The 26,606-nt window shown below is 59.7% G+C and carries 23 protein-coding genes, 1 tRNA gene and 1 other RNA gene; 7 read left to right on the top strand and 18 right to left on the bottom strand.

What is annotated here, in order from left to right; translation table 11 throughout:
- The first annotated feature begins 21 nt into the window (after nucleotides 1–21).
- On the top strand, nucleotides 22–1,629 hold the full coding sequence (locus tag AB4Y71_RS12850; RefSeq protein ID WP_441720848.1) for an alkaline phosphatase D family protein: 1,608 nt from the start codon (nucleotides 22–24) through the stop codon (nucleotides 1,627–1,629).
- A gap of 70 nt (nucleotides 1,630–1,699) precedes the next feature.
- On the opposite strand, the gene AB4Y71_RS12845 is transcribed toward AB4Y71_RS12850, so the two are convergent.
- From AB4Y71_RS12845 to AB4Y71_RS12800, 10 genes are all read right to left on the bottom strand, one after another.
- Nucleotides 1,700–2,986: an aspartate kinase gene (locus AB4Y71_RS12845; RefSeq protein WP_013347699.1), complete on the bottom strand. Its 1,287-nt coding sequence runs from the start codon at nucleotides 2,984–2,986 to the stop codon at nucleotides 1,700–1,702.
- 181 nt (nucleotides 2,987–3,167) lie between these two features.
- On the bottom strand, nucleotides 3,168–3,719 hold the full coding sequence (locus AB4Y71_RS12840) for a hypothetical protein (RefSeq protein ID WP_441720846.1): 552 nt from the start codon (nucleotides 3,717–3,719) through the stop codon (nucleotides 3,168–3,170).
- A 21-nt stretch (nucleotides 3,720–3,740) separates the two neighbouring features.
- Entirely contained in the window at nucleotides 3,741–3,950 is a 210-nt protein-coding gene (locus AB4Y71_RS12835; RefSeq protein WP_441720844.1) for a hypothetical protein, read from the bottom strand.
- A gap of 134 nt (nucleotides 3,951–4,084) precedes the next feature.
- On the bottom strand, nucleotides 4,085–4,561 hold the full coding sequence (locus AB4Y71_RS12830; protein WP_417364510.1) for a MarR family winged helix-turn-helix transcriptional regulator: 477 nt from the start codon (nucleotides 4,559–4,561) through the stop codon (nucleotides 4,085–4,087).
- A gap of 8 nt (nucleotides 4,562–4,569) precedes the next feature.
- Nucleotides 4,570–6,192: an MFS transporter gene (locus AB4Y71_RS12825; RefSeq protein WP_013347703.1), complete on the bottom strand. Its 1,623-nt coding sequence runs from the start codon at nucleotides 6,190–6,192 to the stop codon at nucleotides 4,570–4,572.
- A gap of 184 nt (nucleotides 6,193–6,376) precedes the next feature.
- Nucleotides 6,377–7,189: a recombination mediator RecR gene (gene recR, locus AB4Y71_RS12820; RefSeq protein WP_102598670.1), complete on the bottom strand. Its 813-nt coding sequence runs from the start codon at nucleotides 7,187–7,189 to the stop codon at nucleotides 6,377–6,379.
- A 90-nt stretch (nucleotides 7,190–7,279) separates the two neighbouring features.
- Nucleotides 7,280–10,876: a DNA polymerase III subunit gamma and tau gene (locus AB4Y71_RS12815; RefSeq protein ID WP_441720842.1), complete on the bottom strand. Its 3,597-nt coding sequence runs from the start codon at nucleotides 10,874–10,876 to the stop codon at nucleotides 7,280–7,282.
- 9 nt (nucleotides 10,877–10,885) lie between these two features.
- Nucleotides 10,886–11,806, bottom strand: a complete 921-nt coding sequence (gluQRS, locus tag AB4Y71_RS12810) for a tRNA glutamyl-Q(34) synthetase GluQRS (protein ID WP_441720841.1) — start codon at nucleotides 11,804–11,806, stop codon at nucleotides 10,886–10,888.
- Nucleotides 11,807–11,833: 27 nt separating this feature from the next.
- An RNA gene (gene ffs, locus AB4Y71_RS12805) (signal recognition particle sRNA small type) lies at nucleotides 11,834–11,930 on the bottom strand.
- Between the two features lie 107 nt (nucleotides 11,931–12,037).
- Nucleotides 12,038–13,570 carry a DUF222 domain-containing protein gene (locus tag AB4Y71_RS12800; protein WP_441720839.1) on the bottom strand — a complete coding sequence of 511 codons (1,533 nt, stop codon included), beginning with the start codon at nucleotides 13,568–13,570 and terminating at the stop codon, nucleotides 12,038–12,040.
- A 188-nt stretch (nucleotides 13,571–13,758) separates the two neighbouring features.
- Between AB4Y71_RS12800 and AB4Y71_RS12795 the strand changes: the two genes are divergently transcribed.
- Together AB4Y71_RS12795 and AB4Y71_RS12790 are read left to right on the top strand one after the other, a co-directional pair.
- Nucleotides 13,759–13,846, top strand: a tRNA-Ser gene (locus tag AB4Y71_RS12795).
- 131 nt (nucleotides 13,847–13,977) lie between these two features.
- Nucleotides 13,978–14,343, top strand: coding sequence for a VOC family protein (locus AB4Y71_RS12790; protein ID WP_134781149.1), 366 nt, complete (start codon nucleotides 13,978–13,980; stop codon nucleotides 14,341–14,343).
- A gap of 106 nt (nucleotides 14,344–14,449) precedes the next feature.
- On the opposite strand, the gene AB4Y71_RS12785 is transcribed toward AB4Y71_RS12790, so the two are convergent.
- On the bottom strand, nucleotides 14,450–15,490 hold the full coding sequence (locus AB4Y71_RS12785; RefSeq protein WP_013347709.1) for an isopenicillin N synthase family dioxygenase: 1,041 nt from the start codon (nucleotides 15,488–15,490) through the stop codon (nucleotides 14,450–14,452).
- A gap of 275 nt (nucleotides 15,491–15,765) precedes the next feature.
- On the opposite strand from AB4Y71_RS12785, the gene AB4Y71_RS12780 reads away from it, so the two are divergent.
- Together AB4Y71_RS12780 and AB4Y71_RS12775 are read left to right on the top strand one after the other, a co-directional pair.
- Nucleotides 15,766–16,068 carry a type II toxin-antitoxin system VapB family antitoxin gene (locus AB4Y71_RS12780; protein ID WP_013347710.1) on the top strand — a complete coding sequence of 101 codons (303 nt, stop codon included), beginning with the start codon at nucleotides 15,766–15,768 and terminating at the stop codon, nucleotides 16,066–16,068.
- 78 nt (nucleotides 16,069–16,146) lie between these two features.
- Entirely contained in the window at nucleotides 16,147–16,770 is a 624-nt protein-coding gene (locus AB4Y71_RS12775) for a LytR C-terminal domain-containing protein (RefSeq protein WP_441720837.1), read from the top strand.
- Between the two features lie 4 nt (nucleotides 16,771–16,774).
- Here AB4Y71_RS12775 and AB4Y71_RS12770 read toward each other — a convergent pair whose 3' ends face one another.
- The gene (locus tag AB4Y71_RS12770) at nucleotides 16,775–17,464 is read right to left on the bottom strand and encodes a DsbA family oxidoreductase (protein ID WP_441720835.1); all 690 of its coding nucleotides are present in this window, start codon (nucleotides 17,462–17,464) and stop codon (nucleotides 16,775–16,777) included.
- Nucleotides 17,465–17,529: 65 nt separating this feature from the next.
- Between AB4Y71_RS12770 and AB4Y71_RS12765 the strand changes: the two genes are divergently transcribed.
- Nucleotides 17,530–18,309 (top strand): YoaK family protein, encoded by a 780-nt coding sequence (locus AB4Y71_RS12765; RefSeq protein ID WP_441720833.1) that lies wholly within the window; start codon nucleotides 17,530–17,532, stop codon nucleotides 18,307–18,309.
- Nucleotides 18,310–18,373: 64 nt separating this feature from the next.
- On the opposite strand, the gene AB4Y71_RS12760 is transcribed toward AB4Y71_RS12765, so the two are convergent.
- Nucleotides 18,374–19,780 carry an amino acid permease gene (locus AB4Y71_RS12760; RefSeq protein WP_441720831.1) on the bottom strand — a complete coding sequence of 469 codons (1,407 nt, stop codon included), beginning with the start codon at nucleotides 19,778–19,780 and terminating at the stop codon, nucleotides 18,374–18,376.
- A 186-nt stretch (nucleotides 19,781–19,966) separates the two neighbouring features.
- Between AB4Y71_RS12760 and AB4Y71_RS12755 the strand changes: the two genes are divergently transcribed.
- Nucleotides 19,967–20,533: a histidine phosphatase family protein gene (locus AB4Y71_RS12755; RefSeq protein WP_441720830.1), complete on the top strand. Its 567-nt coding sequence runs from the start codon at nucleotides 19,967–19,969 to the stop codon at nucleotides 20,531–20,533.
- A gap of 6 nt (nucleotides 20,534–20,539) precedes the next feature.
- Here AB4Y71_RS12755 and AB4Y71_RS12750 read toward each other — a convergent pair whose 3' ends face one another.
- From AB4Y71_RS12750 to AB4Y71_RS12730, 5 genes are all read right to left on the bottom strand, one after another.
- The gene (locus AB4Y71_RS12750) at nucleotides 20,540–21,604 is read right to left on the bottom strand and encodes an alpha/beta hydrolase (RefSeq protein ID WP_134781143.1); all 1,065 of its coding nucleotides are present in this window, start codon (nucleotides 21,602–21,604) and stop codon (nucleotides 20,540–20,542) included.
- Between the two features lie 131 nt (nucleotides 21,605–21,735).
- Complete coding sequence (gene aceB / locus AB4Y71_RS12745; protein WP_441720828.1) at nucleotides 21,736–23,373, bottom strand: malate synthase A; 1,638 nt, start codon at nucleotides 23,371–23,373, stop codon at nucleotides 21,736–21,738.
- Nucleotides 23,374–23,453: 80 nt separating this feature from the next.
- Nucleotides 23,454–24,767 (bottom strand): isocitrate lyase, encoded by a 1,314-nt coding sequence (aceA, locus tag AB4Y71_RS12740; protein WP_013347718.1) that lies wholly within the window; start codon nucleotides 24,765–24,767, stop codon nucleotides 23,454–23,456.
- Between the two features lie 531 nt (nucleotides 24,768–25,298).
- Complete coding sequence (locus AB4Y71_RS12735) at nucleotides 25,299–25,901, bottom strand: HutD family protein (RefSeq protein ID WP_441720826.1); 603 nt, start codon at nucleotides 25,899–25,901, stop codon at nucleotides 25,299–25,301.
- A 9-nt stretch (nucleotides 25,902–25,910) separates the two neighbouring features.
- Complete coding sequence (locus AB4Y71_RS12730; protein ID WP_134781140.1) at nucleotides 25,911–26,531, bottom strand: AAA family ATPase; 621 nt, start codon at nucleotides 26,529–26,531, stop codon at nucleotides 25,911–25,913.
- Nucleotides 26,532–26,606: the final 75 nt, after the last annotated feature.

The raw sequence follows: 26,606 nt of genomic DNA, 5'->3' as shown, positions 1-26,606 counted from the left end.
GAGTCCTGAACACTCAGACGCATGACTAGTATTTCGCGTCGCAAATTGCTCACCGGTGCGCTCGGTGCAAGCGCCCTAACCCTGGTCGGGCCGACTGGAGCAGCGCTGGCATCCAGCAGCCCCCGTCTAGTGCGTTCCCGACTTGGCCTGACCAGCGGGTTTTCCATGGGTGATGTCTCCACCAGCAATGCCGTGTTCTGGGCCCGCAGCTCCGGCGAGGGCCGCTTGCGTGCTCAACTGCGCGCGGTAGACGAAACTGGAAATATCATCCGGGGCCGCGGATCATTCGCCAAGACTTTGCGCGGCGCCTACGCCCGCGAGACCACCGACTTCACTGCAAAGATCAATGCCCAGCATCTGCCTGCCGGGACGCGCTTCGCCGTCAGTATCGGCTTCGAAGACGAAAACGGAACCCTGGGCGAGATGCAGAACGGCTGGTTCAGCACCGCACCTGCACTGACCGGTCGCCGCAATCAAGATGCCTCCCGGGCCCAGAGCTTTGTCTGGTCCGGCGATACGGCTGGCCAGGGCTGGGGCATCAATGAAGAAATCGGCGGAATGCGCGCCTACGCGGCCATGCATGCGACAAAGCCGGATTTCTTCGTGCACAGCGGCGACACGATATATGCCGACGGCCCGATTGCCGGGGAGGTCATGGAACCTGACGGCCAGATTTGGCGCAACCTGGTCACCGAAGAAGTCTCCAAGGTGGCCGAAACCCTGGACGAGTACCGCGGCCGGCACCGCTACAACCTGATGGACCACAACGTGCGGGCCATGTATGCCGAAGTTCCGGTGATTGCCCAGTGGGATGACCACGAAACCCACAATAACTGGTGGCCAGGCGAGGTTATCCAAGATGAGCGCTACACCGTGCGCGATATCAACACATTGGCTGCTCGCGGCCGCCAGGCCTGGCAGGAATACCAGCCGATCGCCGACCCGCGCGCCATGAACGGCGGCACCGGATTCGAGGCTGCCCGCATCTACCGCAAAATCTCCCGAGGCCCGGCACTGGACCTCTTCGCGCTGGACATGCGCAGCTACAAGTCGGAGAACACCGCCGGAATGGAAGAGAAGGCCACCGCGATCCTCGGCGAGGAACAGCTGAACTGGCTGGTGGACGGGCTGGCCAAGTCCAAGGCCACCTGGAAGGTCATCCTCAACGATCTGCCGCTGGGCATCATTGTTCCCGATGGCAAGGCCCAGGAATCCATTTCCAATGCAGACCACGGCGCACCACTAGGCCGCGAACTGGAACTGGCGCGATTGCTCAAGGCCATCAAGGACCGCGGCATCAAGAATGTGGTCTTCCTGACTGCCGACGTGCACTACTGCGCGGCCCACCACTATTCGCCAGAGCGCGCCGCCTTCCGCGAGTTCAACGAGTTCTGGGAATTCGTGGCCGGCCCGGTCAACGCCGGTTCCTTCGGGCCAAATGAAATGGATGGCACCTTCGGCCCGAAGGTCGAGTTCTCCAAGGCCGGTACCACCAACCAGTCGCCTCGCGATGGCAAGGGGCAGTTCTTCGGCCATGTTGATTTGGACGAGCAGGATCTGTTCACCGTGACTTTGCGCAACGGGCTGGGCGAAACCGTCTACACCAAGACGCTGGAACCTGCCAAGTAGCTGATTAAGCGAAGAACGCCTGCGGAACTGAAAAGTTCCGCAGGCGTTCTTCGCTATGTCTTGCTGCCGGCTAGCGGCCGGTGCCGCCGTAGACGGTGGCTTCCACATCGGTATCCAGATCAAACGCGGTGTGGATGGCGCGCACTGCGTCGTTGAGCTTGTCAGCGTCGGTGACCACGGAGATGCGGATCTCGGAAGTGGAAATCATGTCCACGTTAACGCCTGCGCGGTGCAGCGCTTCGAAGAAGGTGAAGGACACCCCTGGGTTCGAGCGCATGCCAGCGCCGATCAGCGAGAGCTTGCCAACCTCGTCGTTATGCTCGATATCCTCGAAGCCAATTTCCGGCTTGGCGGTGTTCAGCGCTTCAAGCACATGCTTGGTTTCGGTCATCGGCAGCGTGAAGGAGATGTCGGTGGCACCCGAACCGCGGGTCGAGATGTTCTGCACGATCATGTCGATGTTGGCCTGCGCCGCGGCGATGACACCGAAGATCTGTGCTGCCTTGCCCGGGATATCAGGCACGCCAATGATGGTGACCTTGGCTTCGGAGTGGTCGTGGGCGACACCTGAGATGATTGGCTGTTCCAAGGGTTCTCCCTCTTGAATTTTGATTTTGTCTTCGGGATCCGGGAGCACCCAGGTGCCCTCGTTGGTGCTGAATGAAGAGCGCACATGCAGTGGCACGCCGAAACGGCGGGCGTATTCCACGCAACGCAGATGCAAGATCTTTGAGCCACTGGCGGCCATTTCCAGCATTTCTTCGCTGGTGATCGTCTCGATCTTTTTGGCCGAGTGCACTACGCGCGGATCAGCGGTGTAGATGCCGTCCACGTCGGTGTAGATTTCGCAGACATCGGCGCCTAGAGCTGCGGCCAGCGCCACTGCGGTGGTGTCAGAGCCGCCACGACCCATGGTGGTGATGTTTTTGGATTCCTTGCTCATGCCCTGGAAACCGGCGACGATCGCGATGAAGCCACGGTCGATGGCACGGCGTACCCGCTGCGGCGAGACCTCCATGATGCGTGCCTTGCCATGGGTGGAATCGGTGATCAAACCGGCCTGCGAGCCGGTGAAAGAAGCAGCTTGCTCACCGAACTGGTTGATTGCCATCGCAAGCAACGACATCGAGATGCGTTCACCAGCGGAGAGCAGCATGTCCATCTCGCGTGCTGGAGCTTCATCAGTGAGCTGGCCAGCCAGATCGAGCAGGTCATCGGTGGTATCGCCCATTGCCGAAACAACGACGACGACGTCATGGCCCTTGGATTTAGTATCAATAATTCGACGCGCTACACGCTTGATGCCTTCGGCATCTGAAACGGAAGAACCGCCAAATTTTTGAACAATTAGGCCCATGGGCACTCACTCCACCTGTTGAAAGCTGTGCCTCGCCGCCGGTGGTTTTGGATAGTACTTTGGCGCGAGACATCTACCAGATAAATATTGTGACAGCTAGCAGGCAACATGTCCTAGTCGTGACGGTAACCATTGGTCATATTGCCTAGGAACCACAGTGCGAGTTGTTGGAAAGCAGTGGCTATCCCTTGAATTCAACCAAGATTTGTCGCCAAAACTGCTTCCAATCAGACACCTGCTCAGGCGACTCAGCCTTAGTAATATTTATGGCAAGAGAGGATTTTTCGCCCTTGAGGCCAATGTCCACCTGTGTCTTGGTGCCATCGCTGAAGTCAGCGCGCCAATAGCGCCATCGTCCTGAACCGCTGATGCGCGCAGGCTGCGAAAGCTGGCAGCCATTGAACTCATCGCGGTTTTGAACGCAGGCGACCCAGCGTTCCAATGCGGTATCCAGCTGCGCATCGACGGTACTGCTTACCGAGCCGTTGAAGGTGCCGTCTTGTGCTTGACCAGGAAGACGACGTCCAATCTGCTGCTCGTAGGCAACGGCCACCGACTGGGCCCACCAGTCTGGATTATCGACCGCTGGTCCCATGTGCGTGAAAGCCAGTTCGGCTATCGCCTTGTGCGTCAGGCCATCGGCTCCACCTGCGCGCAACCTGGTGCACCACTGGTCCCACCCAATTCCGGTGGCATTGGCAATGGCCGGGATATTGCTGCTTTTGGTCGCCATGGAGAAAGTCTAAAGCCCTGGCTAGAACTGGCGGTATTCCGAAGCGATATGCCGGGCCCAGAGCAGCCTTTCGTTCTCCTGCTTGTCGCGCATCAGCGGAAGCAGCATCTGCACCTGCTCTTTGTGCATCATGCCGCTCATTCCGGCCGCCTCCAGCGTGCCGGCCCATTCGTTCATGCTTGTGCCGGTGTGGTTTTCGATTTTTTCGGACCTGCTCTGCACTTCGCTCATGTCCCAGAATGTAGCAACAGGTCCCGACAAGATGGCCGTGAGCCCGGTTGCCCTGCACTCCCGAATGGTCTGTAAACGAAGAAAGCCGGCCTTCTCGGTAATTTCCGAGAAAACCGGCCGTTCGCCGAAGCGATCTAGAGGGACTCGATTTCCAAATTCAATCGATTCAGGAGATCGATGAGTGCTGACAGATCCTCATCGTCCCAGTTGGTCATGCGCGAACGGAGCTCCTCGCGCCACCCCTGGAAGCACACATGCCACCGTTCCAGAGCGAAATCGGTCGGAATAAGGTGGAAGACCCGCCGGTCATCAACATCGACTTCACGCTTGACCAGATCCAGCTGTTCCAGCTTGGTGATCATGCGCGATAACGCGGCCTTGTCCAGCAGTAGGCGTTCGCAGATTTCAGACTGGGTGATGCGCCGGCTGCGCAAGACCAGCCCCAGCACGGGCAGGTATCCCGGAGTCAGCCGGCTGTCCAACCGAGTGGCCAGTTCCCGCTTGGCTCGTGCGGCCAGAGCAATCAGCGAAAACAATTCCCGTTCGGCTGAGGCGTAGAGGTCGGGCCGCTCTGCGGTGCAAACCGCTTCGGCCTCGCTTGAAATCTGCACCGGATCTCCTAGCTGCCAGCTGGCGATTCTGGCTTGGTTCCGCCCTGGTCCTCAGCGGCGAGATCCTGCATGCGTTCGGTTGCGGTCTGGGTCTTCAGCGACTGGTTGGGGATCAGGCAAACAGCGATGACGACGATCAGGGACAGCGGTGCGGCAAGGGTGAACAGCGAAGGCACTGCATCACCGTAGATGGATTCGAAAATCACTCGGACTGGTTCTGGCATCGTGGCTACCGAAGGCAGGGTGCCCGATCCCAACGCCGCAGTCAGCTCCTTGGCTTGGTCTCCTATGGTCGCCAAGGCGGCGGCTAGGTCAGACTGGCGATCGGCGATCATGTTCGGCACGGTGGCTGCCAGCACGGCGCCCAAGCCAGCGGTACCCGCAGTACCGCCCAAGGTGCGGAAGAAGTTGACAGCTGACGAAGCAACACCCAGTTCCTTGACGTGGACCGAGTTCTGCACCACCAGCACCATATTTTGCATGACCAGACCCATTCCGGCACCGAGGATGAACATGTAGGTGGCTACCAGCGCGTAGTTGGTGTCGTAGTGGATGGTTCCCAACAGGAACAGCCCGATTACGATCAGCACCGAACCGGTGACTACCAGCGCCTTCCACTTGCCGGTGCGCGAGATCATCGCACCGCCGATGGTGGAAATGACCAGCAGGCCGCCCATCAATGGGAAAGTCATCAGGCCGGCCATGGTGGCCGAAGCCCCGCGTGCCATGATCATGTACTGGCTGAGGAACACCGAGGTGCCGAACATCGAAACGCCAACGGCCAGCGAAGCGATGACCGCGTAGGTGAAGGTGCGGTTCTTGAACAGGCCCAGGCTGAGCAGCGGCTCAGAAGACTTGGCTTCCACTACAACGAACAGCGCCAGCATGACTACAGCACCGGAAATCATCAGGTAGCTGGTCATCGATGCCCATTCGAACTGCGAGCCGCCCAGAGACATCCAGATCAGCAGCAGCGAGACACCTGCGGAAAGCAGGAGAATGCCCCAGTAGTCGATCTTGACCTTGCGCTTGGGGATGGCTGGCAGGTGCAGCGTGCGCTGGATCAAGATGACCGCAGCGACGGCGAAAGGCAGGGCAATGAAGAAGTTCCAGCGCCAGTTGATGGCGTCGGTGACGAAGCCGCCGATCAACGGGCCGCCTACGGTGCCGACGGCCATGACTGCGCCGAACAGGCCCATGTACTTGCCGCGTTCGCGAGGGGAGAGGAAGTCGGCCATGACGATCTGGGCCAAGGCGCCCACGCCGCCGCCGGCCAGGCCCTGGATAACGCGCATGGCGATCAGGAAGCTGGTGTTCTGCGAGAAGCCTGCTGCGGCCGAGGCGAGGACGAAGATGCCCAGCGCAATCTGCAAGAGCAGCTTGCGGTTGCCCAGGTCGGCGAGCTTGCCCCAGATCGGGGTGGAAATGGTGGTTGCCAGCAGGGTGGCTGTGACTACCCAGGTGAAGGCGGTCTGGCTGCCGTTGAGATCGGAAACGATCACAGGCAGCGAGCTGGAAACTACGGTGCTGGCCAAGATGGAGACGAACATGCCCATCAAAATGCCCGTGAGGGCAGTGAGGATTTCGCGGTGGGTCATCTTGGGCTTGGCGACCGGTGCGGTTGCGGTCATGGAAGCTCCAAAAAATAGGGTCAGGAATTAAGGCCTGAATGGTTGATTGATGTCAACTATACGGCGATAGTTGACGATTATCAACTAAGCGTGCTTTATGACACATCCCGACGCCAGCAAGGAAAAACGCTCTGCGCCCAGGCCGATAAATCAGCAGGGCGCAGAGCGTTGAAACGCAATAAAACTATTGGCTGCGGCGGTTATCCATCTCGGGAACCACAGGATGCGAAGAAGCCTCACGCCCGGTGCCGGAATCAACCGGCTTGCCGCCAACGTGCAGCAGGCGTGGCTCGGGAAGCTGGGCCTTGGGCTTCTGTGCAGGCTCTTCGGATTCTTCCTGCTCAGCCTTCTCCGTGGCCTCCTGCTTTTCGGCCTTGAGCCGGGCCGGCCCCGGAGCGGTGCGGCCAGCGGCGCGGCGTCCTTCGAAGGCACGAGCCAAAGTCACCTCATCGGCGTACTCCAAGTCGCCGCCAACCGGCAGGCCAGAAGCCAAGCGGGTGATGTGAATCCCCAGGGGAGCCAGAGCACGCACCAGGTACACGGCGGTGGCTTCGCCCTCAAGGTTAGGGTCAGTGGCTAGGATCAATTCGGTGATCGAATCATCGGCCAAGCGCGTAACCAGTTCGCGGATGTGAAGCTGTTCCGGACCGATGCCCGCTAGTGGATTGATGGAGCCGCCCAGCACGTGGTACTTGCCGGAGAACGCGCGGGTGCGTTCGATGGCCAGCACGTCCTTGGACTCTTCGACGATGCAGATCTTGGTTCCATCGCGACGCTCATCGCGGCAGATGGCGCAGATTTCCTGCTCCGAGATGTTGAAGCAGATCTCGCAGAACTTCACCTTTTCCTTGACCAGCTGGATCGAGGCGGCCAGCCGGGTCATGTCCTCGGCATCGGCATCAAGAATGTGGAAAGCAATGCGCTGAGCCGATTTCGGGCCGATGCCAGGCAAGCGACCGAGCTCGTCGATCAGTTCCTGTACAGCACCTTCGTACACGTGCGCCTACTTTCTACCTTGCTTTAATACCGTGAAATTGTTCCTTGGTACACCCTAGTGTCTCACTGCGACAGTTGGCCGTGGTGCCGGCTACAAGCTTCGCTTGATCTCCACTACATTCCCGTTAACGTCGCGTTGCTCGATAACCATTCCGCCGAGCAAGCGTTCTACCGCAGGAACGCCGATCAGTGCCGAGTCCTCGACCTCGATGTCATCGTCGCTCGGGACGAATTCCTCGGGTTCCTGCACGGGAGCGGGAGCTGGCCTCGAAGCCTGGCCGCCCCAACCGGTAGCCGCTTGGGCAGGCGCTGGCGCACTGGGTGCGTTCTTCGCCTGATCCATCAGCTGCTGGTAGCGGCTCATCCGTCCCAATGGGGCCGGAGCCGATGCGGGTTCCGCCTCAGCCTGCGGCGCACCCCAGCTCGGAGCCGATTCCGGAGTCGCTGGCTGCTGCACCGGGGCACCAGGCTCTTGACGGGGCTGTTCCTGGGGGCGTGGCGCAGCAGGACGCTCAGGCATCGGTGCTGCGGCGGCAGAAGCCACCTCCGGCGAAGCCGGGGCCGAGGATGCCTGCGTCTCAGGTGCAGGAGCCGCCAGATTCTCGAAAGAGCCGGTGGTGCTTCCAGGGTGCAGCGGTGTCGACGACACCGGACGCTCGATATTCGGCATGCCGCCTTCAGCTTGGCGTGCCGTCATGCCAGCGGTCATCCGAGGCTTGGGAGCTACCGGAGGCCCACCGAAATTCCGTGGCGCGCCAGTTGCTGGAGCGGGGGCCACCGGGGAGGGCGGCGGAGCAGCAGCTGGTGCCGCAGCCTGTGGCTGTGGTTGCACCGGAGGTGCTGGCGGAGCGCTGCCAGCGGGCTGGAAGTACGGGTCATCCGGGTACGGAGGCTCGTCAAAGTAGGGCTCATCGGCAGGAGGCGGAACATCCTCGTAAGCGCTGGCGTACCCGTCATGGGCGCGTGGCGCAGGAGCCACCGGTGCCGAGCTAGGCGCGGCAACCGCCGGCCGCTGCTGTGGTGCCGGAGCAGCGGCCTGGGCTCTTGCCGCGGCGCGCGCAGCAGCCCCAGCAGAACTTACAGCTTTGGTGAACTTAGTTGGTGCTGGGGTTGGCGCCGGGATTGGCCGGCGCTCACCTTTTGGGGAACCACCACCGTTGGGGTTGGAACCACCTTCGGTGAGGACAACTTCCAGTGGCGAACCATGGACCTGGGAGAGGACCCCGGTCAAGGTACTCATCAAATCCGGCCGGTTGCGCAGATTCACGATGGGCCCGGTGTTGCTGAACGCCAAGGTCAAGGTGCGGCCATCGAAGCCTGCCACGGAGCCGTAAGTGGCAACCATGGAATGCAGGACGCGGGAGTTGCCCTGCAGCTGCTGCAGAATCATCGGCCAGGCCTGCTGGAACTTTGCTACCGGTGAGCCGGAACCCTGTGGTGCTTGCTGATGGTCTTGCGGCATTCCGTTTGGAGCAGCCTGCTGCGGTGCGTGCTGCTGTGGCTGGCCTTGCTGACGCTGCGCTTGTTGCTGAGCGGCGCGTTGCTGTGCTTCGCGCTCAGCCTGTTCATGCTGGGCTTGTTCACGCTGGGCTTGTTCTTGTGCGGCGCGTTGCTGTGCTTCGCGCTCAGCCTGTTCGCGTTGAGCCTGCTCTTGAGCGGCGCGTTGCTGTGCTTCGCGCTCAGCCTGTTCATGCTGGGCTTGTTCACGCTGGGCTTGCTCTTGTGCGGCGCGTTGCTGTGCTTCGCGCTCAGCTTGCGCACGCTGGGCATGCTCCTGCTGAGCATCTACGCCAGGTTGGCTGGCATTCTCAGCTGGCTGTGGCTGTGCGCCAGCTGGTGCTGGTGCTTGTGGTCCACGGTTGGCAGCGGCACGTCGCGCAAATTCGGCCATGGCAGGATTCTGCTTCACATCATCGATGGAAACACCGGTGCCGAAGGACAGATCCTCGCCGCTGGAAGGGTCAGGAACCAAGCTGAATGGGGCTACGCCTTCTGGACGAGCTGCCGGAGTGCTAGGGCCAGGCTGGACCTCGGTGGTTACCGGATGGACATCACCCTTAGGACCCCAAGTTGCGCCCCAGTCGGCAGCTTCGCCGGTGTTCAGCGAAGCTGCGGCTCCTGGATCCAGCGGAGCATTTGGATCACCATCCTCAGCCTGCTGCGGCTGTGCCGAGGCAGCAGGCTGAGCTGAACGCACTGGTTGCGCGGCAGTTGCCGAAGACGAGTTCTCCTCAGATTGCTCAGGGTGCTGGTTTTGAACGGGGGTTGCTTGCGCTGCAGGCTGTTGAGCCTGGGAAGGCCGTTGCTGAGGTTGAGCCTGCTCTGGCTGCACCTCGGCGGGCTGCTCTTGAGCAGCTGGCGCGCCCTGGGATTCAGCCGGGGCTCCACCTAGGCGGGACTTGGCTGCAGCCAGGGCCTCGCGTACTGCGGCAGCTCCCTGACGCGCGGCAGCTGGGTTAGGAGCTGCGTTGATTGCGCCAGGAGCACCCGAAGCCTCGTCTTCATCAAGAGCTGGAAGCGCGCCGCCGGTCATCGCGTGGCGTTCCAAGCGATCCAACCGCGCTGCAAAGGAGCTGTCCGAGTTCTGCGAACCTGGCAGCATCAAACGCGCGGCCAGCAATTCCAGATGAAGTCGCGGCGAAGTTGCCCCGGTCATCTCGCTCAGCGCCTTGTTGGTGACATCTGCCCAGCGCGATAGTTCGCCGGCCCCAACCAATCCTGCCTGTAAGCGCAGGGCTTCGAGCTGATCTTCAGGCACGCCGCGCAAGATCTTCTCCAAGCCTTCTGGCATGGCCTTGGCGATGATCAAATCACGGAAGCGTTCCAAAACGTCTTCCACGAAGCGCCGTGGATCCAAACCGGTCTGGATGATCCGGTCAATGGCGCCGAACAATCCCGCACCATCGGATTCATGCAGTGACAAGGTGACTTCATCGAGCAGCGTGGAGTGCGTGTATCCCAGCAGCGCAATGGCTGTTTCGTAGTCGAGATTCCCGTCCCGGGCGCCTGCGATGAGCTGATCGAGCACCGAGAGGGTGTCGCGGACCGAGCCGCCGCCAGCACGGATGACTAGCGGCAATACGCCTTCGGCTACCTGGACGTTCTCGCGCTCGCAGAGCAACTGCAGATATGCCAGCAGAGCTTCGGGCGGAACCAAACGGAATGGGTAATGATGGGTGCGCGAACGGATGGTGCCAATGACCTTTTCCGGTTCGGTAGTCGCAAAGATGAACTTGATGTGCGCAGGCGGCTCTTCAACAATCTTCAGCAGGGCGTTGAAGCCGGCAGCGGTGACCATATGAGCCTCATCGATGATGAAGATCTTGTAGCGGTCACGGGTAGGAGCGAAGGTTGCGCGCTCACGCAGATCGCGGGCATCATCCACGCCACCGTGGCTGGCCGCGTCAATCTCGATGACATCCAATGAACCAGGGCCGCCATTGGCCAAGTCCACACAGCTAGCGCAGGTACCGCAAGGAACCGGAGTAGGACCTTGCTCGCAATTCAAGCAACGGGCCAAAATGCGGGCAGACGTCGTCTTGCCGCAACCGCGCGGGCCGGAGAACAAGTATGCGTGGTTTACGCGGTTCTTCTCCAACGCCGTCATTAAGGGCGCAGTAACGTGCTCCTGTCCGATGACGTCGCCAAACGTATCGGGACGATATCTGCGATATAGCGCTGTACTCACACCGGTTCCCTATCGGTTGCGTGATGCCGGAGGCATCAGCTGTTGGACAATATTCTCTGGATCGACGATCCACGGTTCACGTGGCAGAGCCGCCGGATCGAAAGCTTGTAGAGCTGCCTGCAAACTTGTTCTGGGCAAGCCCAATGACTCTAGCAAAATCGCCACAACGTTGGCTGGAAGCAGGCCTTGTTCGGTGATCTCTTCGAGTGTTACCGCGCCGTCGCGTTTAGCTAATCGCTGGCCCTTGGAATTCAGCGCCAGCGGCACATGTGCGTAGACCGGGACCGCGTAGTCCAAAAGTGTCGCCAAGTAAGCCTGCCGTGGCGCCGAGGAGAGCAAATCATCACCACGCACCACCTGGTCGATGCCTGAGAATGCGTCATCCACGACTACAGCAAGGTTGTAGGCAGGAGCGCCGTCGTTGCGAATCAGGACAAAATCATCAACCGCACCGGTGTAGTCGCCGAACAGTTCGTCATGAACAGAAAATTCGTTCACTTGCGAACGCAGGCGCAAGGCCGCAGGACGATTCTTAGCTTTGGCTTCGCGTTCGCTGGGACTCAGCTCACGGCAGGTTCCCGGGTAGGCTCCGGGGGCTGCATGTGGAGCGCTTCCGGCCTCGGCAATGTCTTTGCGTGAACAGAAGCATTCATAGACCAAGCCGCGATCCTTGAGCCGTTCAACGGCCTCAAGGTAAACAGGAAGGCGGTCGGACTGTCGGAGCATCTCGCCATCGAAGTCCAAACCCAAAGATGCCAATTCATTGATCTGAGTGGTCTCGGCGCCTGAACGTACGCGATCCAAGTCTTCAATGCGCAGCAAGAAATCACGGTCAGCGGAACGGGCGAAAAGCCAGGCAAGGATGGCCGTGCGCAAATTGCCAAGGTGGAGTGGCCCAGAAGGGCTAGGGGCGAAACGGCCAGCGCCCACGTGGACTCCATTCGGCTTGCGTAAAAAGTAAAAGACCCCTCATGCACCTGCCAGAGCCCATCTACCCTTGCTACCTTCCGGTCCTGGGGGAGTTCAACAGGATGACACCACACGAGGGGTCACCAAAAATACTACCTGAGGTAGGCGCTTGGATAAAAATCGGCAGGCGTGCGCTTGCTCTCAACTGGCTGACCTCGGATCAAGAATGTTGCTCGCGCAGGAGTTTCGTGCTCAGCCCGTTTCCCTTTCTGGCGGTTCAACCCAGCCCAGCACGCGTCGAACCCTGTCGTCGAGTTGGACAGTTGGCAGCATGGGCGTCTGTTCCTTTTCGAAATCAAAGTTCTGGACGGTGGTGACGCTGCCGGGGAGCTCAACGCACATCACGCCATTGGGGGAACGCCAATTAACGGACCCATCGGGAAGGTAGGTGGCCTGCCAGCCCATCACGTGCTTGAACATCTGGTGGCGCTTGCACAGCAAATGCGTATTGCTCCGCGTGGTGTGCCCGCCGTTGCCCCAAGCATCGATATGGTCGATCTCCGAAGTCTCTGCAGGACGATTGCACCCCGGGAAACGGCAGACAACATCTCGATTGCGCAACAGATCGCGAAGAGCTTTAGAGGGGCGGTACTTTTCGCGACCGACGTCTATGGCTGCCCCTGACCAAGGGTCGGTGAGCACCTTAATGAATGACGGGGCGTCTTTAGCAATCAACAGAGCGGTGCCCATTGGAATTGGCCCATAGCCTTCCAGATCAGCCAACGCTCGTTTTGGATCAGCCAGCATTTCCAATGCGGGAATCGTGACGGCAACGCGTGCTTTCAACGCAGTACCTTCGGTAGCTGGCCAGCCATCAAGCAGCGCGTCGCAAATGATGTCCAGCCGACGTTGCTGTTCGGTCCGCTCATCGGCCGAATCGAGATTGCGCACTGCATGCCAATTGACCGTGTTGATGATGCTTAGCGCTTTCTCTACCGGCATGTAGAGCTGGATGACGCTCATTCCGTTAGCTTCATGCCAGTAGGTGACCTTTCGATCCTCCGCGCCCTTCTTGTGCCGTTCCTCGATCGGCTTTGGATGGAGCCTTTCACGCATCTTCCGGGCACGTTGGATAATCGCGGAGTCGGTGGCATGCCGGGCTATTGGCAACAGCGTGTGCTGCAGCAGCTTCACGTCCTCAGGTGCAAGATCCTGGCAGTGCTTGACGATTTCCTGCGCGGATTTGGTGGTTATCTCACCGATGCTCAGTGCCTCCAAAGTCTCTGTGCAAAGGTGACGCAGTCCCTCGGCGAAGAACAGCTTGTCCTGTGCCTTCTTCTCCGTGGTGCGCATTGCAGCAGCCACCTCGGCAACGAAAGATGACCGGATCAATGACTCGTCTGATCGATTCACGCCGTAGTAGTAAGCGGATCGGCCTTCATCGCTTTCCTCGGGTTCCCCCAGCAGAGACTCTTGGGTTCCTTGGCTCACTGCATCGGCGACAGCGTACTCGTAGCTGTCAGCCAGCACAGCTGCCTCGGCCGCATCCAGCATGCTGCGCAACCGTGCGATCGCTTTCAGCCTGTCCAGCCCCTGGGCTGAACTGGTCACCGGGGATTGTTCGTAGAGCCTGGTTGCAGTGGCTGCGATTTGGGTGAAGAGATTATCCTTATCGAGATTCGCGGCCCAGAGGCCATCGACTCCGGGGATGTTCCTTGTCCCCGGAGGACTAATTGGCAGGCGGCGAGGATCATCGCTGCTGTGAAATACCTCTCTTTTGCTCATGTTTATAGTATTGATTCGTCCGGCTGGCCGAGTTTGAAGAAAAATACGAGCTGGTGAAAAGCGTCAAAATCACCGAATTTCAGGGGATGTGCGCCTTGGTGGCGCCTAGGGAAACGGCAAGGTAACGCCCGATTCGTGATTGAGCGAGAATTTAGATATGCTGGATCCTGCTCCACGGAGCAAACTGAGGAGGATTCGCCTAGCGGCCTATGGCGCACGCCTGGAACGCGTGTTGGGTTAACGCCCTCAGGGGTTCAAATCCCCTATCCTCCGCCATTGATAATGTTCCGGTTCGTCGTGAAAACGGCGGGCCGGGACATTATTTTTTTGCCCTTGCCCAAGTGCTGGCCGAATCTGACGAGTAGTATCCGTGGCAACTGTTCTGCAATTTTCAAGAAGGTATGGCCATGTCGAGTGTATTGGGCGAAATCTGCCTCGATTGCAACAATCCGATGCTCTTGGCGCGGTTTTGGTGCGACGCGCTGAATTATGAAGTGCTGATGGAAGAAGCTGGACTAGTCAGTATCGGGTCCAAATCCCAAGGTGATGGGGGACTGACACTGACCTTCGCGCAGGTGCCTGAAACCAAAAGCATCAAGAATCGCCTCCATTTGGATCTGCGTCCGCACAGTACCGCTCAGGCCGATGAAGCCGACCGGCTGCTGTCTCTGGGCGCGAGCTATGCCGATGTGGGGCAGCACGAAGACGAGGGCTGGATCGTGATGGCTGATCCTGAAGGCAATGAATTCTGCGTCCTAGCCGCGAACGACTGAAGCGCTGCGGGTTAAAAGACCGGTGGCGTCGAACCGGAATTTTCTGCCGGCTCGACGCCACGAATCTTGATGGTGCTAGCTCCTGATCCCTGCAGGAGCAGAACATCTAAGCGCTTTTGCGGTTCTTTGCCAGTTCCGGATAGTGGATGGCCGCGGTCTGCGGATGCGCACGCAACCAGCCCTTGAGCACATTCGCGCCATAGGAAGCCAGCATCGGATTCTCCGGATCATCGGAGACACCGCGAGCTTCGGCCGCCAAGTCGGCTGGCAGTTCGACCTTGTCGATTACTGCATCCAGACGAGGGGAGTAGAAGAACGGTACCGAGTACCGGTCAACACCAGCTGGTGGTGCGATCACGCGGTGGATGGTGGCCATCAGGTAGCCGTTGGTGGCGACTTCGAGCATCTCGCCCAGGTTCACTACCAAGGCCCCTGGAGTAGGTGGCACCTCGATCCACTCTTCCTGGCCGTAGGGCTGCACCTGCAGCCCGCCGACCTGGTCCTGCAGCAACAGGGTGACGAAGCCGTAGTCGGCGTGCAGGCCAACGCCCTGGTTACCCGATTCTGGAACGACATCGCCGGAAACGTAATGCACCAGCTTGCCCATCCATGATGGTGTGTTGGCGAATGGCTCATCGAAGTGATCCTCCGGCAAGCCCAGCCCCACAGCGATGGCCGACAGCAGTTCGTGGCCGGTCTTGTTCATCAGCTCGGCCCACGCCATGGCGCGCTGTTCCAGCTGAGGGAAGTCCTCGGGGAACTGATTGGGGCCCTGCAGGTTCAAGTACGGCTTGTCCTTCGGGACAACCGCCAGGGTCTCGCGTTGTGGTCCGTAGTCGATCTGCTCGCGGGCATCGGCACGGCCTCGGGTGATTTCAGTGCCCATGCGGGTGTAGCCGCGGAACTGGGCGCTATTGCGGTTGTCGAGCTTGATCTTCTGCTCAACTGGCTTGCTGAAGAATTCTGCAATCGTGTCCAGCAGTTCCTGATCCTGTCCAAGCTGGGAGCTGTAGCCCACGATCTGGAAGAAGCCGACGCGGTGCGCAGCGTCGCGAAGCGCGGCAACGAATTCCTCGTTGAACGAGCCGTCAGCGTTGCGCGAGGTAGAAATATCGAGCAGTGGGATCTTGGTGACTACGTTATTCATAAACCTAGAGTGCACCTTGTGACGCGATTGTTACTAGCTAAAGTTACGCCCCGTTCCCCCAAGTTTCCCTTGGCGTAACAATCCTTGCTTTTTCGCGTTCTTCGTTTGAAAATACGCAACCGAGGTGTAGCATCTGCCCGAATGTCCAGTGGTAGAGAATATTGCCGCTGGCACCAATCCGAAGCCGGAGGCGAAATTCACCGGCGTTGCAACTGAAATTGTTGTTTGATCTGTATTTCTGGGAGAAGCGGAGAGTTTATCCGTATGCTTGAATAGTGATCTTTCGAGCCGTAGGCGATGGCCGCCCCTATCCTGACCATGGCTATTCCTCGACCCGTGATTGGAGCGAGCTGCCTCCTCAGCAGGTGAAGCTAGCGGATCTTGTCACCACCAAATCCACTCTGGATCTTGAAACATTGCTCTCAGAGGATTCCACTTTCTACGGTGACTTGTTTCCGCATGTCGTGCGCTATCGGGACGTCCTGTACCTGGAAGACGGAATGCACCGTGCGTTGCGTTCGGCGCTTCATCATCGCTCAGTAATACATGCACGCATATTGGATCTGGACGCTAGTTAGATAAGCTAGCGCCACGAGGACGACGACGAGGTTGCCTTCGGGCCAGTGGCTGCCGAAGACTGACCAGAGCAAGGTGGAATGATGCGTGATCGCGAAGACCCGGGGCAGTGGCACGGGGCGCATATTGTTGACGAGCAGGAACTGAGCTTCAGCTCGGATGACCAGGCTAAGAAGCGTGCTCGCAAACGCCAGAACATTGTTTTCACCGTGATGGCCCTGCTGGTCATCGCAGTATTGACCGGAGCGGTCCTCGTTTTCAATGGAACCTTGAAGCTCGGCGGCGAGCCCACTGCTGCCCAAAGCCCGACTCCCAGTGAAACAAAAATCGAAAACGCCAAGTGCCCGGCGGTCAATTTCAAATATCAGAAACCTGGAGATGTTGAAATACGGGTCCTGAACACGACCGACATTTCAGGACTGGCCAGCGATACCGCGAAAGCACTGGAAGAACGCGGCTTCAAGATTTCCTCGCTGACTTCCGGTTGGAAATCGCTTGCCGGTACCACCGGGGCGGTCATTGCCGGACCTGATGGCTATGCTCAGGCATTCACCGTGCAGCGCCAGGTCCCCGGCACCGTCTTCATCTATGACGAGAAGAAGTGGGGAAGCCGAGTGGACCTGGCACTGGGCGAGAAGTACGAAGGCTTGGAAAAGGAACGCAAGCTCGATACTTCAGACGGCAAGTTGGTTTGCGCCAAGTAGCCGGTTAGGCGCCTTGCACGTTTCCTGAATGCACTTGCGTGAGCGCATTTGCGAACACCTCGGCAGGCTGTGCGCCGGAGATGCCGTACTTTCCGTCAATGATGAAGAACGGTACTCCGCTGATGCCCAGTTCTCGTGCCTGAGCGATATCCGCGTTGACTTCCTCGGCGTAGGCGCCGGAAGCCAAGTTCGTGCGCAGCTCACCGGTATCCAGTCCTAGCTGGCCAGCGAGCTGGAGCAAGGTTTCTTCATCTCCGGTGTTCAGGCCCTTTTCGAAATGCGCAGAAAGCAGTGCTTCCTTCATTTCGTTCCCAGCACCATGCTGCTTGGCGTATTCCAAGACGCGCAGTGCGGTGAAAGAGTTCGCGACCTTCAGATTCTCGAAGTCGTAGTTCAAGCCTTCGCCGGCAGCCTGGGCGGTGACATGATCAAGCATTTGCATGACCTGTTCCTGTCCCAACCCCTTCATCTTGGAAAGGTATTCGGCCTCGCTGCCGTCGTAGTTATCGGGCAGGCTCGGGTCCAGCTGGTATGAATGCCAGTAGACATCCACGTTCTGCGAGTACTCGAAAGACTCGACACCCTTTTCGAAGCGGCGCTTGCCGATGAAGCACCACGGGCAGGCAATGTCAGAGAAGATGTCAACGCGGATTCGCTTGTCCTGCGCGGATGGGGCAGCTGTATTTTCGCTCATGCTGGGATAACAACTTTTGCTCCCCTTGCATTCCGCATTCTCGGCTACCCGGTTCGAGGCGGATAATGGAAGTGGCCTTGCAGGGCACTGCTGGTGTTGATGATCGAGAGAAAGCGGTACAGGTGGCAAAGAACCTTCGGTGGCGTGGAATCCTCTTCGCCGGGACGATTACGGCAATGGCGGGCTTCGTCGACGGCGTCGGGTTCGTCCACTTCGGCGGGTACTTCCTGTCCTTCATGTCCGGTAACTCCACCCGTTCCTCTGCGGCGCTGATGACTGGAGACTTCGCCGAATGGGGCATGGCGATGTCCCTGGTGGGTTGCTTTGTTGGCGGCGTAATCCTGGCAACCTTGATTACCTACCGCCTGAAAAAGATGCGCCGCCCGGTGGCCATGTACTTCAGCGCGATGCTGCTGCTTGCCGCAGCCATCTCGGGATACTTCCTGCCGCAGCTGACGGCTTTGCTGCTGGCCGCTGCCATGGGCGTAGTCAACGTTTCCTATTCGCGTTCGGGCGAGGTGTCTTTGGGCCTGACTTATATGACCGGCACGCTGGTCAAGCTGGGGCAAGCACTGGGCGGAGCTATCATCGGTCTGGCTACAGGATCGGATCGCGGCGTCTACCGGCTGCTGTGGACGCGCTACGCCTTGCTGTGGCTGATGATCACCCTCGGGTCCTTGGGTGGAGTGCTGGCCTACTTGCGCTTGGGACTGGGCAGCTTGTGGATCGTCGCGGCCGGCATGCTCATCTGGGCCAGCCTGGCCATGATCCAAGAGCTACGCACGCCGGATGATCCGGACGAACCTTCGGGGCCACGTGCCGGTACCTTGACCGAGATCAGCTAAATGAACATAAAAGTATGCCTGGCTTAGCTTTATGCGAAGCCAGGCATATTTTATTCGTGGGCGATCAGCCCAGCAGCGAGTCGCTGTCCTGCTTGACCGGTGCAGCTGGACGAACCAGCAGCTTGAAGAGCAGGGCGAGCAGCACCAGCCATGCGATGCCGGTGTACAGGGCTACGCGCGTGGCTGGGCTCAGTGCCAGCAGCACTACAACGAAGACCATGAAGACCAACGCGATCCATGCGGCCACGGTGCCACCTGGCACAGCGTATTCCCGGGCGACTGCCGGTCCGCGGCCCGCCGCGGCTTCCTTGCGGCGCATCGCCAGGTACGAGGTCAGAATCATGATCCAGACCCATACGGTAGCGAAGGTGGCAATAGACGCGATGATGGTGAACAGCGCCTCTGGCAACAGGGCGTTGAGCACCACGCCCACCAGCAGCACGACGGCCATGATGACTACAGTCATCCAAGGCACGCCATTGCGCGAGATGCGTCCGAAGGACTTCGGCGCGTGGCCAATTTCAGACATTGCGTAAAGCATGCGTCCAGCACCGAAGGTGTCCGCGTTGATCGCGGAAACAGCTGCTGTAATGACCACGGCATTGAGCACGTGGGCAGCGGCAGGGATCCCCAAGCCGTCGAAGATCTGCACGAATGGCGAGGCCGAACCGTCGATCTGGCGCCAGTCGAAGAGCATCATGACTACGGCCAGCGAAGCTACGTAGAAGAGCAGGATGCGCCATGGCACGGTATTGATGGCCGCCGGTACCGCCTTGGCGGGATCAGCGGCTTCACCAGCGGTGATGCCGATGGTTTCAATGCCGCCGAAGGCGAACATCACCACAGCGAACGACAGCAGCAGGCCAACGAAGCCGTTAGGGAACAGCGTGCCGGCACTCATCAGGGTAGCCAGACCGGTAGCCGTCTCGGTATCGGGTGCGTTGAATCCGAAAATGATCAGGGCGGCGCCGCCAATGATCATGGCGATAATCGCGGTCACCTTGATGGCGGCCAGCCAGAATTCGGTTTCACCGAAGACCTTGACCTTCATCAGGTTGATCGAGGCGATCAGCAAGACGACGGCCAGAACCCAGATCCATTGTGCGACCTGAGGGAACCAGAAGCCCATGTAGATGCCGAAGGCGGTGACATCGGCGATGGCAACGATCGCCATTTCAAAGGCGAAGGTCCAACCGGTGACAAAGCCGGCGAAGCGACCCAGGTACCGCGAAGCGTAGTGAGCGAAAGATCCGGAAACCGGATGCTTGACAGCCATCTCGCCCATGGCACGCATCACGATGAAGACGGCAGCGCCGCCGATGATGTATGCGAAGAGAACGGCAGGGCCGGCAGCCTGGATAGCGGAGGAGGAACCGTAGAAAAGGCCCGTTCCGATAGCTGAGCCGAGAGCCATGAAGCGGATGTGGCGGGCGGTCAGCCCGCGGGCGAGAGACGCCTTTATTTCGTTCACGATAGTAAAGCTCGGATCTTAGATGGGGTGCGTTGGATTGGGATGCCCCGCATCTCGGGCAGGGCACAGCCGTGAAGAATCTTATGTGCTTTAGGGTTTTAAGATGCACTAAAGTGTCACAGATCTATGGTGAGTTTGGCCACCAGCTTGTATCTTCCGCATTGGTTCCGGTGGGACAATGGCCGTATGAAACTTGGATTCGTCCGCCACGGACAGACGCAATGGAACCTCGAAGGCCGACTGCAGGGCTCCAGCGATATTCCGTTGAATGACACCGGCAGGTCCCAGGCCCGCGAAGCTGTGGGCGTACTCGATGGCGGCCAGTGGGATGCGATCGTTTCCTCGCCCCTATCGCGTGCCCGCGAGACGGCACAGATCATCGCCGAAGGGCTGGGCCTTGAACTGGGCCCGAGCTATGACCTGCTCATCGAGCGCAACTACGCGCAGGGCGAGGGCATGGTGGAAACCGAAGCGCTGGCCCTGTGGCCAGATAAGCACGGCGGCGGAATCGAACCGCTGGAATCCGTGGTCGACCGCGGGCTGCGCGCCATGGCACAGATTGCGTCCGACTTCCCGGGCAAGAACGTTGCGGTGATCTGCCATGGCACCATCATCCGCTACACGCTATCGCATTTCGCCGGCTACAAGCTGGACACCATCCGCAATGGCTCGGTGGCCATCATCGGCAATGAAACCGGCAAATGGCAGCTCGAATTGGTCAACGACCAGGTGCCTGAACTACTCGCGCGCTAAGCAGCATTAGCTGCTTGCGGGCACGATCCGGCGCACACTGGAAGCCAGCTGCGAATCGCGCTGCCTGTTCTTGACCACCGCAAGCCAGGAGCCCAAGGCCATATAGGCCTTGGAACGGATCTTCGGCGAGGAGAGGAACACATCGTGCAGCGCGCCGGGAAGGCGCACCAGATGCAATTCCCGGCCCAAGTCGATGCTCCGCTGGGCCACGGCCTGGACATTCAATGCCACATCGGCACGGGTGGCGGAATCGTTCCAGCGCGGCAGCAAATAGTCTTCTGCCGAGAGCATCACCAGGGTAGGCATCTGCAAGTCCAGCCCCTTCTTCACCTTGGCCTGGGCATTGAAGACCGCGGAAATGAACCCGGCCGTGAGCTTGAAGCCGTTGACCGGACGCCAACCCAGATCGTAATCCCACTCGCCGGAAAACTGGCTGGAGACCGTACGGGTATAGAACCCGGGATCCACGCTGGGCAAGAAGCGGTGCGGGTTGCGGGTGCTGGCCGCCTGCATGATCCGGGCCAAGGCCGTGCGCCCGATTTCGCTGGCCTGGAATTCCAGCCAGGGGCTGTTCAATGCCAGCGCATCAACTTTCTGCGGGTTGGCTGCCGCGTACAGCGAAGCGCTCAACCCTCCGGTGGAATGGGCGAGCAGGACAAAGCGGGTGCCCGGGTGCGCGCTGGAAATGATGCGGTGGGCCGCGTCGAATTCCTCGAAGTACTCCTCCAGGTCGGTGGTGAACCCGGGGCTGCTGAGCTCGGCGATTCCGGTTGCCCGGTCCACCGGCAGGTTCCGACCATAGTGGCGCAGGTCCAGGGCGTAGAAATCGGCTCCGGCATCGGTGAGGAATTCAGCGAGCTCTTTTTGGAAGAAGTAGTCCGACCAACCATGCACGTAGAGCACCGCGATGCCGCGCAAAGGCGGTGGCAGGCGCAGCGATTTGCGTGCGCGGTGCCGGATCAGCGTCGCGGTGGACCCGTCGGACATCGGCAGCGGACGCTGCGAGAACTGCTCGCCAAGCAGGTCGGGCTGCCAAAGATCTTCGGCCGGGTTCTTGAACTGGAAGGCCATGACTACAGGGTATCCATTTCCGGGCACAAAAAACGGCATCCTCCAGTTGGAGTGGTTACCAACTGGCGAATGCCGCTTCTCGTGGCCGGCGTTCAGGGACGACTGTTTTCTGCCGGCCGGGTCTTTACCACCTAGCCTGCCATTTCCAAGGTGCGTGCCGGCGCATCCAGGTAGCGCAGGTAGGCGTTCTTGGTCAGGAAGCTCGGGAAGTCATCGCGCAGTGCGCACGCTTCGAAGATCTCCACGGCTTCCTCGAAGCGATCGCCTTCGAAACGCTCCAGGTTATCCATGGTCTCTTCGGTCAGCTCCTGCACCCAGCGGCGGGTGATGATCTCGCCCTCATCGGTGATGGCCGACTGGTGGATCCACTGCCACAGCTGCGAACGGGAGATCTCAGCGGTAGCAGCATCTTCCATCAGGTTGCGCAGCGCCACAGCTCCATTGCCGCGCAGCCATGACTCGATGTAGCGGATGCCGATGTCGATATTGTCGCGGATGCCGCGTTCGGTGATCTTGCCGGTGACGCTTTCAACGTTCAGCAGGGCCGGGCCGGACACCTGAACATCTTCACGGGTGCGCTGCAGCTGGTTCGGGTTCTCGCCGAGCACTTCGTCGTAGACCTCGCGGGCCACCGAAACCAGGTCCGGGTGGGCCACCCATGAACCGTCGAACCCGTCAGCGGCTTCGCGGGCCTTGTCCTCGCGGACCTTGCCGAAGGCAATCTCGTTGATCGAAGCGTCCTTCCGGTTGGGAACGAAAGCGCTCATGCCGCCGATGGCCGATGCGCCGCGTCGGTGGCAAGCCCGCACCAGCTGCTCGGTGTAAGCCCGCATGAACGGAGCGGTCATGGTCACGGTGTCGCGATCGGGGAAGACGAATCGCGGGCCGCGGGAACGGAAGTTCTTGATGATCGAGAAGATGTAGTCCCAGCGACCTGCATTCAAGCCCGAGGAGTGCTCGCGCAGCTCGTACAGGATCTCTTCCATCTCGAAAGCAGCGGTGATGGTCTCGATCAGCACGGTCGCGCGAATGGTTCCGCGTTCGATATCCAGCAGGTCCTGGGCCATGTTGAAGACCTCGTTCCACAGCCGTGCTTCCAGGTGGTTCTCCAGCTTCGGCAGGTAGTAGTACGGACCGCGGCCGGCTGCCAGCAGGCGCTTGGCGTTGTGGAAGAAGTGCAGTCCGAAGTCCACCAGTGCCCCGGACATCGGGGTGCCGGCTACCAGCAGGTGCTTCTCTGGCAGGTGCCAGCCGCGGGGACGGACCACGATGGTAGGAAGCTCGGTCAGCTCGTAGCTGTTCAGCTTGTATTCGCGGCCATCGGGTGCGGTGAAGTCCAGTTCCTTGTCCAGGATGCGGATCAGGTTCACCTGGTTCTTGATGACGTTCTGCCAGGACGGCGAGGAAGCATCCTCCATGTCAGCCAGCCACACCTTGGCACCGGAGTTCAGCGCGTTGATCGCCATCTTGCGTTCGACCGGACCGGTGATTTCCACGCGGCGATCTTCCAGCCCCGGAGCGATCGGAGCGACCTGCCATGAATCATCTTCGCGAATTGCCCGGGTCTCGTCCAAGAACTTCGGATCGCGTCCATTGGCAATGCGGGCCCGGTTGACCTGGCGGCGCTGCATCAATTCGGCGCGGCGCGGTTCAAACGCGGTGTGCAGAGCCGAAAGGAAGTCCAGGGCTTCGCTGGTCAGGATCTGCTCCTGGTAGCGAACGGGGGTAGCGGTAATGGTGATGTTGTTCAGGGTGATTGGGGAGTTCATGGCAGCGTCCTTAAAAACTTGAAAGTGGTGTTGGTGCCAGCCAGCGCCGTTGCCGGCTGGCACCATCGACCCGTCAGGGTCTAATGGAATTGGCCTTCTTCGGTGGATCCCACCAAAGCCAAGGTGGAGGCGTTCGGGTTCAACGCCGTGGAGATTGCGTCGAAGTAGCCGGTGCCGACTTCGCGCTGGTGCTTTGTGGCGGTGTAGCCGGCAGCTTCGGACGCGAATTCGCGTTCCTGCAATTCGACGTAGGCGCTCATGCCGTCCTTCGCGTAGCCCTGGGCCAGATCGAACATCGAGTGGTTCAATGCGTGGAAACCGGCCAGGGTGATGAACTGGAAGCTGAAGCCCATGGCGCCCAGTTCGCGTTGGAACTTGGCGATGGTGGCATCATCCAAGTGCTTCTTCCAGTTGAACGATGGCGAGCAGTTGTAGGAGAGCATCTGGTCAGGGAAGTCCTTCTTGACCGCTTCGGCGAACTTGCGGGCCAGTTCCAGGTCCGGGGTGCCGGTTTCCATCCAGATCAGATCCGAATACGGGGCGTAGGCCTTGGCGCGGGCGATGCATGGCTCGATGCCGTTGCGGACCTTGTAGAAGCCTTCGGGGGTGCGCTCGCCGGTGATGAACTGCTGATCTCGTTCATCGACATCCGAGGTGATCAGGGTGGCTGCCTCGGCGTCGGTGCGGGCGATGACCACCGAAGGGGTGCCTGCCACGTCGGCGGCCAGGCGGGCCGCGTTCAGGGTGCGGATGTGCTGCTGGGTCGGAATCAGCACCTTGCCACCGAGGTGGCCGCACTTTTTCTCGCTGGCCAGCTGGTCTTCCCAGTGGACACCCGAAGCGCCGGCGGTGATCATGGACTTCATCAGCTCGTACGCGTTCAGCGGGCCGCCGAAGCCGGCTTCTGCGTCAGCGACGATGGGGACCATCCAGTCCTCGACGCTGTGGATGCCTTCGGAGAACTCGATCTGGTCGGCACGCTGCAGTGCGTTGTTGATGCGGCGCACGACCTGCGGAACCGAGTTGGCCGGGTAGAGCGACTGATCCGGGTAGGTCTGGCCTGAGAGGTTGGCATCTGCTGCAACCTGCCAGCCTGAAAGGTAGATGGCTCGCAGTCCGGCCTTGACCTGCTGGACTGCCTGGTTGCCGGTCAGGGCGCCCAGTGCGTTGGTGTAGCCGCCGGTCGGGGTTTCCTCGGTGAGCTGCTTCCACAGCTTCTCGGATCCGCGCTTGGCCAGGGTGTGCTCTTCCTGGACCCGGCCCTGCAGCTTCACGACGTCGGCAGCAGTGTAATCGCGAGTTACGCTGTTCCATCGAGGGTTGTTTTCCCAGTCGGTCTCGATGGCTGCGATGCGGTTGTCGATCGAGGTTTCGTTGGTGTTCTCGGTAGTCATTGCCTTGGCTCCTTCGCACAAGCTGCGGGTTCATGCTGATCGGTTGGTGATCTTGTGAACTTCTTCGTGACAACTACTTTTCCGCAGGTGCAAGGGGTTCAACAGAGTTCTCAAGGATTAAGATTTGCACTTCTTCGCAGTAGCGGCAATTTTGCACTTCTTGCGGCAAAAGTGAGTCAAAGCATCGAAAAACGTTGAAATTAGCCGAAATCCCTGAGAAGAAGAATGAAACTTAACAGTCTTCTCGCCGGGGTGAGCAAGGAATATGGCCATTCAGGGATTCTGTGATAATCCCTGAATGGCTAGTGGGTTGGCTTTTCCTGGAAGAAGTCAAGTCCGCATGCGCCATTTGTGCCGGTATGGATCCAGTGGAAAACGTGAAGTTTCCGAGTCTGGGGGGGGGGATTAGCGGGCGGTGCCAGGCGGATGTGAAAATCCGTTGCGGCCAATGGCTGATGGTGTTCATTGGAGCTGATTCTGGGCGCGAAGATTTACGGATCTTGCGAAATCAGCTGATTGAGCTGCGACGGGCTAGGGGAGGTCGAAAGAAACCACGGCCATGAAGCCGCGGCCTGTGATGCGGGGGTCGCCGGCGTCGGAACCAACGACGGTGTCGCGCAGATTCAGCGACTGCTCATTCTCGCCGAGTAAGAGCTTGGCGGAGCCTTGGACCAATACGCCTAGCTGTCCATCAAAGAGATGCTGTTCGCGCTTTTTGGACAGCTCGACAATGCGAACGGTGGGCCGTACCTGCTGTGGAATGGCAGCTACGTGCACGATGAGCAGTTCCTCGGTGGGCTGGCTCGCCTCGACAGGATTTGCGGTTTCAAATTTCAGCGGACGCAGAGGTTCCAAACCGTGCTGCTGCCCGTCGACATCCAGCTGCACGAAGTCACCGGCGATCAGGGTGAAGACTTGGGCCGAAGGTGCCGGAGTGAAACTTGCGGCCTTCTCGATGGAGCGAATTGAAAGCTGCCAGGTGGCTTCGCGGGGTTCGCTAGGCTGCAACGTACCATCTTGCGCGAGAACGCCGCTGGCAATGAGCCGGACCTGTCCCAGCTCCCACTGCTTCTTGGTGCTCTGCGCCAACTCGAAAATGGAACCTGGTGCAAAAGATGCCTGTGCTTCGCTCATAGGAAGAGTCTACTTGCCGATGACCAGGCGAAGTTGTTCCACCAGGTGGGAGGTGGGCAGGGAGGCATCGAGGATTATCCAGCCGTGCACTTGCGCCAGGCGGAGGTATTCATCTCGGCTTTCGCTGAGATACTCCAGAGTTTCGTGGTCCTTGCCCCGGGAAACGATTCGCTCATAGGCAAGGTGCGGATCAATATCGAGAAGGATAATTCGCGCGCGCTCGGTACTTTTGGCCGCCAACCAGGGCAGGAGTAGTCCCGATGGATGGCCGCGCAAGCGCCGAAGCACCAATTGGCAGTACAGGTGCCGGTCCATCACGCTGAGCCCGCCAGAGTGGGCAGCGGAAACCATGTTGCGTGCAACGTTGAAGCCACGGATGGAAGTTTCGAAAAAATCTTGGGTGAAAGTCGGGAACGTGATTCCCAATCTGCGGGAAAATTTGGTAAGCCAGCTGCGGGCGGCGGCATTGGCAAGCCTTCGCGCGCGAATGCGTTCGTTGAGCAGTTGCCGTGTCAGGGCTTCGATGAGGGTACTTTTGCCTGCACCATCTGGGCCGAGGATTACCAAAGTCTGGGGTGGATCGTGGCCATGGCTTGTGGCCGGTAGCGGACGGGTGGAAATTGCGTGCATGGTGCTCCTTCTTTAAGGTCGTTGTCCTTTCAACGTATGGGTTGCGGTGAAGATTCCGCTCGGTCGCTGTGCGTT

Source organism: Glutamicibacter sp. MCAF14 (assembly GCF_052114325.1).
In the GTDB taxonomy this organism is placed as follows: domain Bacteria; phylum Actinomycetota; class Actinomycetes; order Actinomycetales; family Micrococcaceae; genus Glutamicibacter; species Glutamicibacter arilaitensis.
This window is presented reverse-complemented; position numbering and strand designations above follow the sequence as displayed.